The organism is Mucilaginibacter pedocola (assembly GCF_002013915.1).
GTDB classification, from domain to species: Bacteria; Bacteroidota; Bacteroidia; order Sphingobacteriales; family Sphingobacteriaceae; genus Mucilaginibacter; species Mucilaginibacter pedocola.
On sequence record NZ_MBTF01000038.1, the window covers coordinates 144,107 to 160,649 of the forward strand.

Below are 16,543 nucleotides of genomic sequence, written 5' to 3' on the forward strand. Positions count from 1 at the left end.
TGAATAGATGGTATAATTTTCAGGCTCTTTCGTCCAGCCAGTTAATAATGTCGCGCACTACAATGCCGTTGTATTTGTCGTTCAGCAGATCATGGTAATGCCCTTCGTATAATTTCAGTTGCTTATCGGCCGATGCGGCGTGCTCCATGAAATATTGGCTTCCCTCGGGCTTGGTGGCTTTATCGGCAGTGCCGTGGAGTATCAGCAAGGGCAATTTTATTTGCGGAATCTGCGCCTCCAGGTATTTTGAAGCGGCAAAAAGCTGCTGCATGGTTTTATTGGGCTGAACCTCGTTCTCCATTAATGGATCATTGTTCAGCCTGTCGGTTACCGCCTGGTCGCGCGAAAAATCTTCGTTTTTCAACTTCACCAACTTAGCATGCGGAATAATATAGCTAAGCAGTTTAATAAAGGCCACAGCAAAGGCCGGGGCGGGTATGCGGAAGGCAAAACTTGCGCAAATAAGCCCGCGCAGCTTGCTCTGGTTATCGGCAGCAAACACCGAAGCGAACACGCCGCCTGCACTATGCCCGTACAAAAACACAGGTACATTACGATGTGCGGCTACAGCAATGTTGTAGAATTGGTCAATGTCCTTACTTACATCATGGTAGTCGGCTATATAATACCGCTCCCCGTTCGACCGGCCGCGCCCCCTGAGGTCGAGCGCGTAAGCCTCGTATTGATGCTCGTTGAGTTGCAGGGCGAATTGGTCGTAATACGCACTGTGCGAATTTAGCCCGTGTACGATAAGTACCAGCGCTTTTGGTTTACCCTCTACGCGCCAGTTGCGGTAAAAAATACGCACACCATCGGCACCGGTAAATGATGATGTTTTAAGGTTGGTTGTTGTTTGCATACTCTTACAGAGCGTAAAAGCGTGCCAAACAAAACCATCACGCATCGCCAATGGGAACAATCACACAATGTACTATAAATCAATAAGTTAAAATCAATTCTACTTTTTACCAATATCCCTAAAAAACAAATGCCTCCGAAAATTTCGGAGGCGTAATTTATAAACTCCGTAAGCTTCGGAGGCAGGGCGTTATTAGAGCTATGCTTAACTACAGAAATCTTCTTTACGGATACCCAGTTTAGCCATGCGCGATTCGAGAGTGGTGGGCTTGAGGTTGAGCAATTCGGCAGCGCCATTTTCGCCGCGTATGCGCCCGTTGGCGCGCTTCAATACCGATATAATGTAATCGCGCTCGGTATCTTGCTGTACTTGTTTTACATCGCTTAGGTTACCTATATTCACCTTTGAGGATGTCTCGGGGGCTATCACATTAAGGCTTCGTTTCAGTTCTAAGCGGCATTTGCCATCGTTCAGGATAACCGAACGTTCGAGGGTGTTTTCCAATTCGCGGATGTTGCCCGGCCAGTTGTAGGCATACATTTCTTCCAGCATGGTATCGGATATCCCGAGAAATTCTTTCCCAAACTCTTTACAAAACTTCTGGCCAAAAAAGTCGGCCAGCGCGGTTATATCGGTTTTACGTTCGCGCAGCGGTGGTAACGTTATGGGGAATACGTTAAGGCGGTAATACAGATCGAGCCTGAAATTACCTGCCGCCACCTCCTTCTCCAAATTACGGTTGGTAGCGGCTACAATGCGCACATCCACTTTTTTTGACTGATGGCCGCCCACATACTCTATTTCTTTTTCCTGCAATACCCTCAGCAATTTCACCTGCATATCGGGCTGTAATTCGCCTATTTCATCCAGAAAGATGGTGCCCCCATCCGCCAGTTCGAACTTGCCCTTACGCTTCTCGAAGGCCCCGGTAAAGGCCCCTTTTTCGTGCCCGAATAATTCCGACTCGATAAGTGTTGCGGGTATGGCGGCGCAATTCACTTTTATAAAAGGCTCGTTTTTACGGGGCGAAAGTTCGTGTATGGCCAAAGCAGCGCTTTCTTTGCCCGTTCCGCTTTCTCCAAGTATCAACACCGAAGTATTGTAAAGGGCAACCTGGGCAATAAGGTCTAATGCGGCCAGCAGCAATGGGTGATCGCCAATAATGTTTTTGAATTTTGAGCGGTGCCCGGCATCATCGCTCGGCATAGTGGGTTTGGGTGCCGTCCAGGCCACGGAGCGTTCGTATTGAAAAAGCGTATCGGTAATATTGGTGAGCTGCGCTTTTAAGCGGTTAAGCAAATTCACATTGCAGGGGCCGTAAAAATTGCGCTGCCGGCTGTAAAAAAAGTAGTTAACAGTATTACCATTGCTGGCCACTATAGGGTAGGCCATATACGATTCTATCTTAAAATAATCGAACAAAATACCCTGCGGCTGGTTGCCGAACGAGCCCGACTTAAGCCCGCCGTTATTCAATATCAGGGCATCGCCGCCGGTATTCAGCTCCTCTATGGCAAAGGCAATATCCTTACCCTGCAAGCCTGTAATGGCGCTTATCTCTTTATCGCCAATAAGCTGGTACTCGTTAAAACCCGTGCGCAGGTAGCCAATGTTTGATGGTTTGCCACCACCCGATGTAGACGATGATACAATAAGATCAAAGGGTAAAAGCGACTGAACCAATTGCGCTGCGTTCAATAATTTTTGCTCGGCACTCAGCTTTCCTTCGCTTATGGCCTGTAGCTGGGTCTGCAAAAGTTCTTCTTGCCGCAGGCGGGTTTCCAGGCTATGCTTGTGGCGGTACCAGGCAATATCTAAAGTAACCAGCAGGTCCTTCTCGCGGAAGGGCTTAACCAAAAAACCATAAGGCTCAGTCGCCTTGGCTTCTTCCAATACCTTTTGGCTGGAATTTGCCGAGAGGTAAATAAAGGCTATGTTGGCGCCTCTCAGTTTCCGAGCCAGATCTATACCGGTGCTTTTGCCGCTCAGCCTGATGTCCAGCAGTACCAAATCGGCCTTTTCGCGCTGCAGGCTATGGTCGGCTTCCTCGGCAGATGCAGCAATACCCGTTACCGTGTAGCCCGCCTGCACCAAAATAAGCCGCAGCGCATTAGCTACAATAAATTCATCCTCAACAATAAGTATCTTTTTGCTCATTTATACTAATGTTTTAAGGCAGCCCCTGCCCCTGCCCCTGCTCGCGGCTAAACACCCTAAATTTAACTGTTATATGCACGCCGTTGTTATTTTCTATCTTAAAATCTCCGTTTAGCTGTTTTGCCAGCCCCTGTATCAGCCCCAGCCCCAACGAACTATTTTCGCTTGCCTCTATGCCTTCGGGCAAGCCTGTGCCGTTATCAGATACCTTAAGCACCAGGTGCGTTTCGCCATCGCGTTTCAGGCTTATATCTACCACGCCGCGCTCGCTATGCAAAAAAGCATATTTTATTGCATTTACTATACTTTCGGTTACAATTAAGCCCAAAGGTATAGCTTGCGATACATCGAGGTCTATTTCCTCAATATCCTGCTTAAAAATTATCTGGTTGCCGGCATCAAAACTTTCGTGCAGGTAGCGCACCAGGTCGGCAAAATATTCGGGCATAGCAATGGTATCGGTATTCTCGTCCTGGTAAAGCTTTTGATGGATGATGGATATGGCCTGCATCCGCCTCAGGCTATCCTTTATAGCCATTACCGAAGCCTTATCCTTCAGGTAAACCGATTGCGACAGCAGCAAGCCTGTAACCATTTGCAGGTTGTTTTTTACCCGGTGGTGAACCTCTTTCAACAACCATTCCTTCTCTTTTAGCAATTTGTCTTTATCGGTATTTATACTTTCCAAATACGTATTCTTTTGGTCGAGCTCGCGCTGATTGGCCTCCAGTTTACGGTTGGCGTTTCGCTTAATAATATACATCCAAATAAGCAGCACTATAATGATACCCAGCAGCACCGATCCGGCCAGGGTGCGGTTTTTTGTTCTGTTTGCTTCGGCTGCGGTTAGCTGCGCTACCTGGTTTTTGGTATTGAGCAGTTTTATATCGTTATCCTTTTTTTCGGCCTCGTATTTTATCAGCAGTTCGCGGGTCTTTTTTATCTGGTCGTAACTGTAAACCGAATCTATAATATCATAACTTTTTTGCAGGTCGCGAATGGCCGGGAGATACCTCTTCTCCGTCGAATCTATTTTAAATAAGTTATGGTAATAATTGCCCGTGCCCTGCATGTTTTGGTCGGATGTATACTCCTTTGCTATTTCGAGCAGCTCGCGAGCACGCTTGGTATTGCCTATAACGCGGTAAAAACCGGATATCTGAGCATACACACTCGGAAACTCATCGTGCATATACTCTTTGGGGAAATTAGCGGCCATTGCCAAAAATGTGTTGTAATTCTCTTCGGCAAGAGGATACCGCTTCAGGTCCTCGTTTATGCGCCCCGTTAAATAGGCAATATGCATTTTCTCGAAATAGCTGGTTGGCGGGCGCTTACTGGTGAATTGGTTAAGCAACTGCAGCGCTTTGGCCGGCTTGCCAAGTATATTCAGTACAGATACCTTGCCCACTACCGGCCTAAACCAAAACATACTTACCTCGGGCGTAATGGCGGCAAGTGCTTTATCGTACCAAAGCAAAGCTTCTTCCTGTTTCATCAAACGCTCTAACAACAAGGCCTTACGGGTATAAAAAAAGCTCAGCAAGGCCGAATCGGGTTTAGAGCGGAGGCTTTCGAGGCTTTTGTTAGAATACTCTAACGATTGTGTAAGGTGCCCGTTGCGGTAGGCAAGGTAGGCCAAACCATCGTAAGGGTATTGCTGCTGGGTAAACTTAATACCTCGCGCCAACTTTACCACATCAACCAGCATACGTTCGGCAACATCATAACGTTTGGCAACAAAATATTCTATATTAACCAGCGACAGTGCCTCTATCTCGCCGGGTTTATTGCCTGTTTGCCTGTTAACACGCAAGGCATCTTCAAAATACTTTAGCCTGGCCGGGTCGCCATAGTGCAAAGCCTGGCCTGCGTTTAAAAGTGCACGCGCGTAAGCATTTTTGCTGCGCATTTGGCTGGCCTGTTTTACTACGTCCTCAAATAGTTTCCGGCTTTCATCGTCGTGCCCGGTTTGGGCCAGTAGTTGGGCTTTAAGCGTACTGCTCTCTAAACGCCATACATCAAATGCTCCGCCGCTAAGTAGTACGGCCTCGTTGATGTACTTTGTTGCTTCGGCAATATCGGTGTCATCAACACCGGGCTTAAAAAGCAAATAGGCGCCAAGTTCGGCAAGCAGTTGCAACCTTGGCGCGCCTTGTGTTTTGGCCAGCAGCATGCGTGCTTCGGCTATTTTGCCTGCATCTATCAGCTTACTGCCTGCCGATGGTGTGCCGTTGCTATAGCCTTCGTTATAGGCCAACAACGGGCTAAGCCCGTAAAGCTTGCAGGGGATGCGTACGGCACTATCCATATCAACCTGCCCCTGGCTTATGGTGTGTATATATTGCGCGGTGATACGTATGAGCAGGCGTTGCCGGGCCACATCGGGGTAGCCGCTTTTGTTGGTTTGGGCAAATGCTGTTAGGCTCATAAACGCCAACAATAGCATAGCCCCTAAAGCCATACCGAATAATTTAAGCGAACGGTAATTGCATGTAAGCGGCATACCCAATGGTTTAAGGTTACAGGTATATAGCAGAAAAACGAATATAACAAACACGCCGCATTATACCGGCATACAACACCGGCGCGTGCCCGCCATCAGTTGCGGGTTGTTGAAAGCGCAAAAGGGGAACCGGACTGTGCCTGTTCCCCTCGTGTTGGGCAGTTATGTTCTGTAGCGGTATTTTAGGTCTGTTTTTCATCGGCAATAGCCTGTAAAATAATACGAATAGCTAAATGGGCGTTGTCATGATCACTTCGCGTTTTTCTAACAGCGGCAGTATGCGGCCCAATACCAATTGCCTGAAATAAGGCGACTCCTGGTGGCGTTTTTGCGAGGCCTCGTTGCTGTAGCCTTCAAACAGTATAATGGTATTATCATCGGTACTGCAGCGGTTTATTTTGTAGCAAAGGTTGCCTTCTTCTTCCCAACTTTTTTGGGCCACACGTTTAAGCAGGAATATTACTTTGTCGGCCTGCCCATCTTTCACCTGCCATTTGGCAAATACATAAATACGTTTGTCGTTCATGGTTATAGTGTTAAGTTTTGTTTAGGATAGGCGTCAAGGCTTTTGCCGGGGAGCCTGTTAATCCATTTCAAATCTCGGTACCTGGTGATTATTAAATAAATAAGTTGGCTTATAGGTGTTATCACAAAACTGATGGACGGGTAAGCCATCTATCAGAAAAGCAATAGCACTTACTATTAAACTAATAAGCGCGGCAATGTTATAGGGCTAATTTTGGCTTGCGAGGGAGCGGCATCCGCCAGCCTTTATTCTAACATAAAACATTATGCAAACCGAAAACACTCAAACCCAACAACGCATACATTACCGTAGCGCAGCCATTGGCCCGGTAAACATTTTTTACCGCGAGGCCGGCGACCCGGCCAAACCCACCCTTTTGCTGCTGCATGGCTTCCCCTCGTCATCGCACATGTTCCGCAACCTCATCAATTGGTTATCTGCCGATTTTCACCTCATAGCGCCCGATTATCCCGGCTTCGGGCATAGCAGCGCCCCGGCTCCGGAGGGTTTCGAATACAGCTTTGCCCATTTATCTGAAGTGATGGAAGCTTTTATAGACAGCCTTGGCTTAACAGAAGTTAGCCTGTACATGCAGGATTACGGCGGCCCCATCGGTTTCAGGATAGCCACCCGCAGGCCCAAACTGGTAAAGGCCCTTGTCATACAAAACGCCAATGCTTTTATGGAAGGGTTGGGCCCCGATGTGCAGGCCATTGGCGCTATGGCTGCAGCAGGTGGCGTAGACGGGTTGGATGAGGCAATAAACTATATGATGTCGGTAGAAGGCATAAAAGAGCAATACGTTTTTGGCACTGCCGACCCCGACGCCGTAAGCCCCGACAGCTATTTAATGGACCACCTGTTTTTTGAAAACCCCGGCATCCGCGCCATACAAAAAATACTTTTTGATAATTACAGCAGCAACTTCCCGCTATACCCCGAGTGGCAGCAATACCTGCGCGAGTACCAACCACCGGCATTAATTACCTGGGGCGCAAACGACAAGATATTCCATGGCCCCGGTGCGCTGGCCTATAAAACCGTTCTGCCCGATGCCGAGGTGCATCTGTTTGATGGCGGGCATTTCCTGCTGGAAGAATATGGTTTGGAGGTAGCAGGATTGATTCGCACTTTCTTCCAAAAGCTGGGCTGATAGCTAACCTATTACCGGGTGAGGTTGCTGTTATTTTTAGCTAGGGGGGCATGTTGAAGTAACTATAAGCCTGCTTATAGCAGCTATTAGTTTTCTGATAAACAAGCCGGTTATACTGCTCCTAAATTTGGCTTAGAGCATGTTAATGAAGCCTTTAAGGCTTTTACCAATAACCATAACCTTTTAAGCTATATGAAAAAACGCTACCTCATCCTTATTTTACTATTGCTGCCCATTGCGCTATTTGCGCAAAATACCCCCGCCGAAGACCTGCCCCTGCCGGTATTAAAAAAGCAATTGGCCGAAGCAAAAACCGATACCGCTAAACTCTGTTTGCAGATAGGCCTGGGCCGCGCCATGCTGCAGCAACCCAACACTACACAAAAAACAATCGATTCGGCCATAGTTATTGCGGCACAAGCCGAGAAACAGAGCCGAAAACTGGCTTACCCGGAGGGCCTTATTAATGCCCTGCTGTTAGCAGCACTCAGCCAAAACAGGCAGGGCGCGGCCGACGCCGGACTTAAAATGGCACAGCAAGCGCTGGCTTATGCGCAAAAAATGAATAACCCCATAGGCATAGCCGACGCATACACCATTATTGGCCAGCACTACCCCATTACCGACCCTGATGGCCTGCATAAACGCATAGCCTACTACAACAAGGCCACCGCTATTTTCAGGAAAGCAGGTAACCTTTACCGCCTGGAGAATGCGTTGCAAGGCGAGGCCGAATTGCTGCTATTGGACAGGCAACAGACCAATGCTATTAAATTACTGCTCGAATCGTTGAACATCAATAAAGCTATCGGCAACAAATCGGTGCAGGGGGTTTACTGGCTTATAGGCAGAACATTGAACGAGATAGGTGACCTGCCCGGCGCGCTAAAATACAACCTGTTGGCCATTAAGGCAGCTACAGACGCGAAGGACACTACGCTTACGTTTTGCAGCATTAATTACAGCACTGCGGCAACCTTCGTCTCTATGAAAGATTTTAAGGGGGCACTACCCTATGTTACGAAAGCTTTGCAGGTGGCTAAACGTTATAACGATATGAGCTACGTTAACACCACCTGTTTTATGGCGGCTTATGTGTATGCCCGTACCAATAAAATTACCGAAGCTGCCGCGTTGCTGGAAGAAATGAAGAAATACGCGGTAGACGACCATAACCGGCTGATGGTAATGTCGAGCTTTTTGGATAGCTACGTTTATGGCAAACAGTTTACAAAGGCAGCATTTTATGCACAGGAAGTAAAAAAACTGCTGGCCAAAATACCTGAAGATAGCTACAATAATGCCATGACGGCCTATAACTTCCTGACATCGTACTATGTAGAAACCGGGCAAATAAAAGAGGCCTATTTTTACGCCGATAAGTACGCCAAAATAGTTTATGCTATCAAGTACCCCATAGGCATCCGATCGATAGAGAATTATTACTACAGGCTCGATTCGCTGAGGGGGGATTTCAAATCGGCACTGGGGCACTACCTCGCCTCCCGCCGGATAAGAGACTCGATTGATAATGTGGCCAAGGCCTACCAGGTATCTATGTTGCAGATAGAGAACGAAACCGATCAAAAGAACACCGACATACAGGCGCTGAAAGAGCAGTCGGTAAATAAAGATAACCAGCTTAAACGTAACCGGCTGATACAAAAAGCTACTATTGGCGGCATTGTATTGTTGCTGGTTATCACGGCGCTCATCTATAGCCGCTACCGCCTTAAAATGCGCAGCAATGCCTTGCTGATGAAACAGAAAGCCGAAATTGACCAACAAAACGTTGACCTGCAAAAACTGGTGCGCGATAAAGTGCAGCTTATTGATGATAAAGACGGACTGCTGTACGAGAAAGACCTGCTGCTGCGCGAAGTGAACCACCGGGTAAAAAATAACCTGCAAATTGTAATGAGTTTGCTGGAATCGCAATCGGGCTATACGCAGAACGAAACCGCGCAGGAGGCCATTTTAGAAAGCCAGAACCGGGTGCAATCTATAGCGCTAATACATAACCAGTTGTATAATAACGATAAGGTTGCCGAGATAGAGCTACTCCCATACATTACCGAATTGGTTGATTCGTTGGATAACTCGCTGAACAAACACGCGGCCGATATAGCCATCCGTTGCCGCGTAGAAGATATTTTGCTGGATGTGTCGCAGGCCATCCCTTTGGGCATTATACTGAACGAGGCCGTTACCAATGCGCTAAAATACGCTTTCCCCAACCATGGCAGCGGCCAGATATTGGTAAGCGTAACCCGCAGCGGCGATAATATTGATATGCAGATAAGCGATAACGGGATAGGGTTGCCCGCGGGTTTCAGCCCGGTAAACAGTAATTCGTTAGGGCTTACGCTTATCAAAGGCTTAACCGCCCAGCTAAAAGGCACATTTGCTATGGAAGGCGAAAACGGCGTAACCATAGCTATCAGCTTTAAAATAGAGCATAGTGCACTAACAGGTAAAACTGCCGAATCCGTGGCCGAAGCAGAGTTAGCCTAATAAACTTTCAGCGATAAATAACCTAATTTTACAGCTACCAAAACACTACCATTATGATACCGTTTACCGTACCCGTTTATGAAGAAGGCGCCGAGCCCGAATCGGTAAAACCCATTTATGCCCGTTTCAGTAAAACGCTTGGCCATATGCCTAACCTATATGCCGCTATCGGCCACTCGCCAAATGCCCTCACCTCTTACCTGCAGTATACGGGCGAGCAGGCTAAAGGCACATTCCACGCTAAAGACCGCGAGGGGATATTCCTCATTGTATCGCAACTAAACGGCTGCGAGTATTGCCTTGCCGCACACACGGCATCTGCCCTAAAAGCAGGTTGGACCAGCGACGAAACCGTTGCCCTGAGAAAAGGCAAACATGCTGATGCCAAATGGCAGGTAATTTACAAGGTAACCAAATCTATTATCGATAATAAAGGCGAAGTGGGCAGCGCACTACTTGATGAATTTTATGCTCTTGGTTTTAAGGAAGCTGCCATTATAGACCTGCTTACTTTGGTAAACGTAATGAGCTATACCAACTACGCTTACCGCCTGATGCAGATACCTATAGATTTCCCGTTGGCACCTGAAGTGTAAGGCATCCGGAACGAGGCTCATTGTGCCGGCTAACGGGTAAGGCTACTTATATTTCTCAGGCTTAAACAGTACTTGCCCGTTGCGTTTTATGATCCATGAGGTTATGGGGTTCATGTGGTAGCCGCCAATATCGGCACCGCGGGCATCAACCAATTGTTTTAGGGTAGGTTGTATGTAACCCGTTTCGTCGGTTACGCGGCTGAGTATTTCGGTTTCGGCACCGTTCCATTGCCACAGGTGGCGGAAATAGGTATGCGCTTTTGATAGTACCGGTTCCTGCAGGTTGGCATCGTTCCAGGTTTTGCCGGCATCGGTGCTTACCTCTACCTTGGTAACCTTGCCCCTGCCACTCCAGGCAATGCCGCGTATCTCTATCCAGCCGCGTTGCACCTGTTGCGGGTACGATGGATAGGTGATGATAGAACGCGCATCCATCTCAAAGCTGAACATCCTGATCTTACCGTTTACCGGGTAGGTGTATTTGCTTGTTTCTTCGCGCGTGAAGTAAGGCTGGTCGGATATTTCTATTCGCCGCAGCCATTTCACATTGGTGTTACCCTCCCAACCGGGAAGCAAAAGGCGTGCAGGATAACCCTGTGCGGGACGAATGGCCTCGCCGTTTTGCCCGTAGGCGATGATGGCATCGTCCCAGGCCTTTTCTATCGGGATGCTTCTGGTAAGCAAAGCTGCATCGCCTCCTTCGGCTAAAAACCATTTGGCTTTGGGGTGTACGCCTACTTCGCGCAGCAAAGTTGAGAGCATTACGCCTGTCCATTCGCTTTGGCTGGTAAGTCCCAATATTTCCTGCGGTGTCATCTCTGCTTTGCCCCTGCGGAAATTCCCTGCGCATTCAATGAAACAGGTTCGGGTGAACGCCGGGAAGCGCTTCAAGTCGGCAAGGCTAAACTTCATAGGGCGGTCAACCATGCCGTGAATCAATAACTCGTATTTTTCCGGGTCGATATTAGGGATACCCGCATGGTGCCGCTCAAAATGCAAGTCGGACGGGGTGATGGTGCTGTAAAAATCCTGCAAAGGCGAGCGCGAGGATATATCCGAAGCCTTACGCGCCGGGTTCTCAAAAGGCGAACGCGTACCTATTTTGCCGGGTGGGATGCCCTGCACTTTGGTAGGGTCGGCAGGCGCAACGGGAGGCACCTCTTCCTGTACCAAACCGGTAAATGATGACGCCACGGGCAATACCGCAGCCGCCAGGGCACCGCCTAACAATTGCCTACGGCTTATTTTGCCTGTTTTATCCACCTTATTTTCTTTGTTCTCTTCCATGGCATTTACTTTACTTCGTTGCCGCCTTTGCGGTCGTCGCGCACGAATAAGTCGCGGGCGGGCATCACCACTTTAGGCAGGCTTCGGGCATTCATTACAGTATTTTCGCTGATAAATTTATTGGCGCTAAGCAGGTAAGCGGATAGGGCATACACCTCATCGTTACTTAACGAGCCGGGCGCATTGTAGGGCATTGTCCTCTTCACATAATCGAACAATGTGGTAGCGTAGGGCCAGTAGTTGCCTATGGTTTTTGACTTGCCTTTTGCTGAAGTAACCAGCGGCGGCCCCGGTAACTTTACACCCTTAATTTCTTTGCCATCTGCCCCGTGGCAGGCCGCGCATTTAGCCACATAAATAACCCTGCCCGAATCGGCACGCCCCTCTCCTGCCGGCAGCCCTTTTCCATCCGGGCGGATATCAAAGTCAACCGTGGCTATATCTGCCGCAGTAGCCGTTTTGCCAAAGCCAAAGCTCTTGGGGTAATCCCCTTGCGCAGGTATGAAAATGAAATATAAGGCCAAAGCGGTGGCCAGCAGCACCGCAATTGCGAGGCCTGCCCGTTTAAAACCCATGTTCATGATGCTGTCTTAAAACAATACCCAGGCAATGCCTAGTGTAACGAAGATGTTAAAGGTTTGCGCTATTAAAAATGCGTATAAAGGCTTCTTGCTGTTCTTATTGAACAGGTCGGCGAAGTTGGTTTCTAAGCCAATGCTGGTAAATGCCAACGCGAACCATAGCCCCTGCAGACTCTTCAGGCTATCTTTCACAAAGCCAATTTTCTCCGGGCTTACCACGAACGAAAACAGTAGCGATGCGCCCACAAAACCCAGCACAAATTTGGGAAAGCGTTCCCAAATTACTTTCAGCGTTGGTTTGGTTTCTTTATCATTTGCCGACGGATGTTTGGTATAAGTCCAATAAATAGAGATGGCAAAAGCCGCCAAGCCTAACAATACGTTTTGCGAAAACTTGACGATGGTGCTTATTTTTAAAGCTGCCTCGCCAACCAGCGAACCCGATGCCACCACAGCACCCGTAGTATCAATACTACCGCCCAACCACGCACCGGTAACCTCCTGGCTAAAATGGAAGTAATTGGCAATGATGGGCATGAATATCATCATGGGGATCGCGGTGATAAGTACCATGGATATTACATAGGATAGCTTTTTAGAATCGCCTTTGATGGCTCCCGAAGTGGCAATAGCCGCCGACACGCCGCAAATCGACACCGCGCTGGATATCATCATGGCCATCTCGTCATCCACCTTTAACTTGCGGCAAACCCAAAAGGCAAAATACCAAACCGATGTTACTACCAGTAAGGCCTGTATCAAGCCTAAGGAACCGGCTTTAAGGATATCCGAAAATATTACCGAAGTACCCAGCAGCACCAACCCTACTTTTACAAACAATTCGGTAGAAAGCGAACTTTTGAGCCATTCGGGCAGTTTGATGAAGTTGCTGATGGCAAGGCCAAGCACCAGGCTAAAAATTACGGCTTCTAAGTTAAGGGCTTTTGCCTGTTTGCTTCCGGCTAAAATGAGCGCGGCTATGGTAATGATGTATACCAGTGGGAAACCTAACGCGTAATTTTTAACCGATTTGCCCGTAATAAGTGCGCCAACGGTGCCAATAATAAATACGAACACAAACTGCGCCGCTATCTTGGCGAGGTTTTCGGCACCGAAAACTTTAGAGCCTAATTCGGCAGCGTTTGCCCAGCCAAAGGTGGGTACGGGGATAAGCAAGCCTGCAATGGCCAGTAAAATAACGAGGGAGCCTAAAATTACAACTGCCCAATCTTCGTGCAGGGTAAGTTTAGTGTTTGAGGTTGACATAGTGTTTATTTAGTTTTTATTGTTTCAGTTTTATATTGAATACATCGTTGAGTGCCCGTTTAGCCGCATGATAACCACACATACCATGTACTCCACCACCCGGCGGGGTTGACGACGAGCAGATATAAAGCCCCTTTGCCGAAGTGCGGTAAGGCGACCTGCGCAGTACCGGGCGGGTAAACAACTGGCCAATATCTATAACGCCGCCGTTAATATCCCCACCAATATAGTTGGGGTTGTAGCTTTCCATTTGCTGTGTATTAAATGTATGCCTGCCAATGATGCGCTCGCGAAAACCGGGGGCGAAACGCTCCACCTGTTTCTCAATAATTTCGCTCATATCTTTTTTAGAGCCGTTGGGCACATGGCAATAGGCCCATGCGGTGTGCTTACCCGCGGGCGCACGACTGGCATCAATAATGCTTTGCTGCGCCAGTAATACGAAAGGCTTATCAGGATGCGCACCATTAGCCGTTTGCTGTTCGGTAGCGGCAATTTCGCGCAGGGTGCCCCCTATGTGTACGGTGCCTGCCTGCCTTACTTCTTCTGCAGCGAATGGAATGGCATCATCCAGCGCCCAATCAACCTTAAATACGCCCATACCATAGCGATAACGTCCTAACTGCCATTTGTATAGCGATGAAAATTTATGCCCTGCTATTTGCAATAATTGCTTAGGCGTTACATCAAACAAAACCGCATGTGCCGATGGTAATTGCTCTAACTTAGTAATGTAAGTGCCCGTTTGTATTTGCCCGCCAAGGCTGGTAAAATATGCTGCCAAAGCTTTAGCTATACTGAACGAACCACCTTTGGGCACCGGCCAGCCTTTTAAATGCCCGTTGGCCATTAGCACCATAGCAATGGCCGATGTTGCCCAGTTGCTGAGCGGCTGTATACTATGTGCCGCCATCCCGGCAAAAAGCGCTTTGGCCTCTTCGGTTTTAAACTTTTTAGCCAGTTGGGTAGCGGGCAGTAGCGCATTCAAACCAAACTTTGCCAGGTCGATGGGGTGTTTCGGGAAGGAAAGCGGCCCGAGCACGTCAGGGGCCAGTCCCGGCCACGCTTTCACCAGCCCATCGATCAGCGTAGTATAGTTTTGTTTATCTTCTCCCAATAAAGCGGCGGTTTCGGCAACGCTGCCTTTCAGTATGGCGACTGTGCCACCGTCTAAAGGGTGCGCAGCCGCTACCTCGGGTTGCAGGTATTCTAAACCATATTGCTCCAACGGCAGTTTCTCAAAAAACGGCGAACCAATTGCCAGCGGGTGTATGGCCGAACATACATCGTGCAGGAAGCCCGGCAGGGTTAATTCTTCGGTACGCAAACCGCCACCTATGGTATTTTTTCCTTCTATCAATAAAACCGAAAGCCCCTGTTGCTGTAATAATATGCCCGCAGCCAGCCCGTTAGGGCCCGAGCCTACTATTATCGCATCGTAGTCGCGTTTATCTAAAGTTTTGTTAGCCATTAGTATTCGCCGGCAACCAGTTTGCTATCCTGAAGCAGATATTTACGGTTAACGCGGTTGAGCACAATATAAACATCATTTTTCTTTTCGTCCTTGCCGGTTAGCACAACTTGTGAACCATCGGCATTGGCGGTGTATTGCAGCACCATATGGTTGCGTTTGCGCTTATCTTTCAGTTCGGAGGCAATACCTTTGGTGCGGCGGTTAGAGCGTGCAACGGCGTTTATCTTGGCATCCTCGTCGCCAATGTTGGCCAACGCTTCGGCAGGGATAAAGCTTGCCACGGCAGCATCGGCAGGTTTCTTTTTGCCCTTCGCCCCTTTTCCTCTCGGCCGGGCATCTACATATTTATCCTGCAGGTAAAGCACCTTATTAACGGTATCGGCATCGTAATAAAAAACGCGCTTTCCGCCGCCGGTACCGGTAAGCTCGAAGGTGCGGTTAATATCGCGCATGGCGGCACCGCCCCCGTTAGATAGGTCTAACTTTACCGCTTTATTGGCATTGAATGTAAGCGTGCTCCAGTTTTCAAAAGTAACATCCCGCCACCTTACCGAATCGAGCGGAGAATACGGGATGGTTTGCCCGTTCAGTTTAAACTCGCTCACTTTATAATTACCGCGCAAAATGCTTACGCCTTTCACGGCTGGTTGCTTGTATGGATCGTACCGCCAGTTGATGTATTGCAGGTAAAATAGCAACACCAAAAAGATAGCGATGTTAGCCGTTTTCAGGCTGAAACGCGCAATTTGCCACTTGCGGTTAAAGGTTGGGTACCAGGTAAAGGGCGTAGTAAATTTCTCGCGGATGATGAGGTTATAAATAGGCACGGCATCGTACAATATCAGGAATGCCGAAAACAGCACGAAGTACGAGGCATACACATGCACGCCGCCATCATAGGCAAAGTTTACGTAGGTAATATCGCCCAAAGCGCCCAATAACAGTATGGCACCCAGCGTAGTTGTTTTCCTGAAGAATAACAGCGCACCTGCAGCCAGTTCCACTACCCCTGCAAAAACCTGGTACCAGGGTACAATACCTATGGATAGCCAGTATATTTTCTGCGCCGTGAAATCGCCGAAGTTGGTATTCAGCAAACCTAAGGATGGGTAAGGCATTTGGGTTGGCAGCAGCTTGGTGAATCCAAAGCCGATGATGCCTATGCCCGCACGGTAACGCACAATTACGCGCAGCCAGTAGTACAATCTGTTGTATTCGCGGGTTTTGTTGCGGTCAACGGCTGTCCAGATGGCGGCACCTACAATGCCTATCAGCAGGGCTTCAATCCAATCGATGTAGCCTAAAAGGTTATAGGCGGGCGTGTCGAATTTGTATAGCGTCGGCGAAAAACGGGCCACATCGTACAAGTCGCGGTAATGCAGATGCAGCCAATTAATGCCGAATAAATTGGCGTACCATTCGCCATTTAGCGGGATGGTAATGATTAGGAAGAAGATGAACGCTACACGGAAAAGCGCCTTCTCGGTGCTTGTCCATGGTGGCAGTGCGCTATCCTCTTTTTTATTTTCGGCAGGTTTTGCAGCTGCCTGCTCCGGCAAGCTTATGGCTTCGGGAGCTTCGGTGATAGTTGATGGCATATCCAATTTCTTTTACGGGGGTTGAT

General features: G+C 48.4%; 12 protein-coding genes. 3 read left to right on the forward strand and 9 right to left on the reverse strand.

Translation table 11 applies throughout. The features are described 5' to 3' along the window. Window positions 1-19: 19 nt before the first annotated feature. The 4 genes from BC343_RS28390 to BC343_RS28405 form a co-directional block, all read right to left on the reverse strand. Complete coding sequence (locus BC343_RS28390) at window positions 20-859, reverse strand: alpha/beta hydrolase (RefSeq protein WP_078351195.1); 840 nt, start codon at window positions 857-859, stop codon at window positions 20-22. Window positions 860-1,063: 204 nt separating this feature from the next. Beyond that, entirely contained in the window at window positions 1,064-3,016 is a 1,953-nt protein-coding gene (locus BC343_RS31750; protein WP_078351196.1) for a sigma 54-interacting transcriptional regulator, read from the reverse strand. Between the two features lie 13 nt (window positions 3,017-3,029). After that, window positions 3,030-5,522 (reverse strand): tetratricopeptide repeat-containing sensor histidine kinase, encoded by a 2,493-nt coding sequence (locus tag BC343_RS28400; RefSeq protein ID WP_202909883.1) that lies wholly within the window; start codon window positions 5,520-5,522, stop codon window positions 3,030-3,032. Window positions 5,523-5,751: 229 nt separating this feature from the next. Continuing rightward, entirely contained in the window at window positions 5,752-6,048 is a 297-nt protein-coding gene (locus BC343_RS28405; RefSeq protein WP_078351197.1) for a putative quinol monooxygenase, read from the reverse strand. A 265-nt stretch (window positions 6,049-6,313) separates the two neighbouring features. Between BC343_RS28405 and BC343_RS28410 the strand changes: the two genes are divergently transcribed. From BC343_RS28410 to BC343_RS28420, 3 genes are all read left to right on the forward strand, one after another. Further along, a complete protein-coding gene (locus tag BC343_RS28410; RefSeq protein WP_078351198.1) occupies window positions 6,314-7,201 on the forward strand; it encodes an alpha/beta fold hydrolase in 888 nt (295 codons plus the stop codon). Between the two features lie 192 nt (window positions 7,202-7,393). Next, complete coding sequence (locus tag BC343_RS28415; RefSeq protein WP_078351199.1) at window positions 7,394-9,715, forward strand: sensor histidine kinase; 2,322 nt, start codon at window positions 7,394-7,396, stop codon at window positions 9,713-9,715. A gap of 53 nt (window positions 9,716-9,768) precedes the next feature. After that, on the forward strand, window positions 9,769-10,311 hold the full coding sequence (locus BC343_RS28420) for a carboxymuconolactone decarboxylase family protein (protein WP_078351200.1): 543 nt from the start codon (window positions 9,769-9,771) through the stop codon (window positions 10,309-10,311). A 42-nt stretch (window positions 10,312-10,353) separates the two neighbouring features. On the opposite strand, the gene soxC is transcribed toward BC343_RS28420, so the two are convergent. Genes soxC through BC343_RS28445 form a run of 5 tightly spaced genes read right to left on the reverse strand, consistent with a single transcriptional unit; the run spans window position 10,354 to window position 16,517 of the window. Continuing rightward, a complete protein-coding gene (soxC, locus tag BC343_RS28425; RefSeq protein ID WP_078351201.1) occupies window positions 10,354-11,598 on the reverse strand; it encodes a sulfite dehydrogenase in 1,245 nt (414 codons plus the stop codon). A gap of 5 nt (window positions 11,599-11,603) precedes the next feature. Continuing rightward, a complete protein-coding gene (locus BC343_RS28430; protein ID WP_238381892.1) occupies window positions 11,604-12,173 on the reverse strand; it encodes a c-type cytochrome in 570 nt (189 codons plus the stop codon). 15 nt (window positions 12,174-12,188) lie between these two features. Then, a complete protein-coding gene (locus BC343_RS28435) occupies window positions 12,189-13,445 on the reverse strand; it encodes a YeiH family protein (RefSeq protein ID WP_078351203.1) in 1,257 nt (418 codons plus the stop codon). Window positions 13,446-13,461: 16 nt separating this feature from the next. Next, window positions 13,462-14,916 (reverse strand): phytoene desaturase family protein, encoded by a 1,455-nt coding sequence (locus BC343_RS28440; protein WP_078351204.1) that lies wholly within the window; start codon window positions 14,914-14,916, stop codon window positions 13,462-13,464. Beyond that, window positions 14,916-16,517, reverse strand: coding sequence for a hypothetical protein (locus tag BC343_RS28445; RefSeq protein WP_078351205.1), 1,602 nt, complete (start codon window positions 16,515-16,517; stop codon window positions 14,916-14,918). Before BC343_RS28445 ends, BC343_RS28440 begins: the two co-directional genes overlap by 1 nt. Window positions 16,518-16,543 lie beyond the last annotated feature (26 nt).

Excerpts from the sequence above, each read along its gene's own strand:
- BC343_RS28440 (WP_078351204.1), bottom strand. The coding sequence starts at position 14,916 with ATGGCTAACAAAACTTTAGATAAACGCGACTACGATGCGATAATAGTA.
- BC343_RS31750 (WP_078351196.1), bottom strand. The coding sequence starts at position 3,016 with ATGAGCAAAAAGATACTTATTGTTGAGGATGAATTTATTGTAGCTAAT.
- BC343_RS28430 (WP_238381892.1), bottom strand. The coding sequence starts at position 12,173 with ATGGGTTTTAAACGGGCAGGCCTCGCAATTGCGGTGCTGCTGGCCACC.
- BC343_RS28420 (WP_078351200.1), top strand. The coding sequence starts at position 9,769 with ATGATACCGTTTACCGTACCCGTTTATGAAGAAGGCGCCGAGCCCGAA.
- soxC (WP_078351201.1), bottom strand. The coding sequence starts at position 11,598 with ATGGAAGAGAACAAAGAAAATAAGGTGGATAAAACAGGCAAAATAAGC.
- BC343_RS28390 (WP_078351195.1), bottom strand. The coding sequence starts at position 859 with ATGCAAACAACAACCAACCTTAAAACATCATCATTTACCGGTGCCGAT.
- BC343_RS28405 (WP_078351197.1), bottom strand. The coding sequence starts at position 6,048 with ATGAACGACAAACGTATTTATGTATTTGCCAAATGGCAGGTGAAAGAT.
- BC343_RS28435 (WP_078351203.1), bottom strand. The coding sequence starts at position 13,445 with ATGTCAACCTCAAACACTAAACTTACCCTGCACGAAGATTGGGCAGTT.
- BC343_RS28415 (WP_078351199.1), top strand. The coding sequence starts at position 7,394 with ATGAAAAAACGCTACCTCATCCTTATTTTACTATTGCTGCCCATTGCG.
- BC343_RS28410 (WP_078351198.1), top strand. The coding sequence starts at position 6,314 with ATGCAAACCGAAAACACTCAAACCCAACAACGCATACATTACCGTAGC.
- BC343_RS28445 (WP_078351205.1), bottom strand. The coding sequence starts at position 16,517 with ATGCCATCAACTATCACCGAAGCTCCCGAAGCCATAAGCTTGCCGGAG.
- BC343_RS28400 (WP_202909883.1), bottom strand. The coding sequence starts at position 5,522 with ATGCCGCTTACATGCAATTACCGTTCGCTTAAATTATTCGGTATGGCT.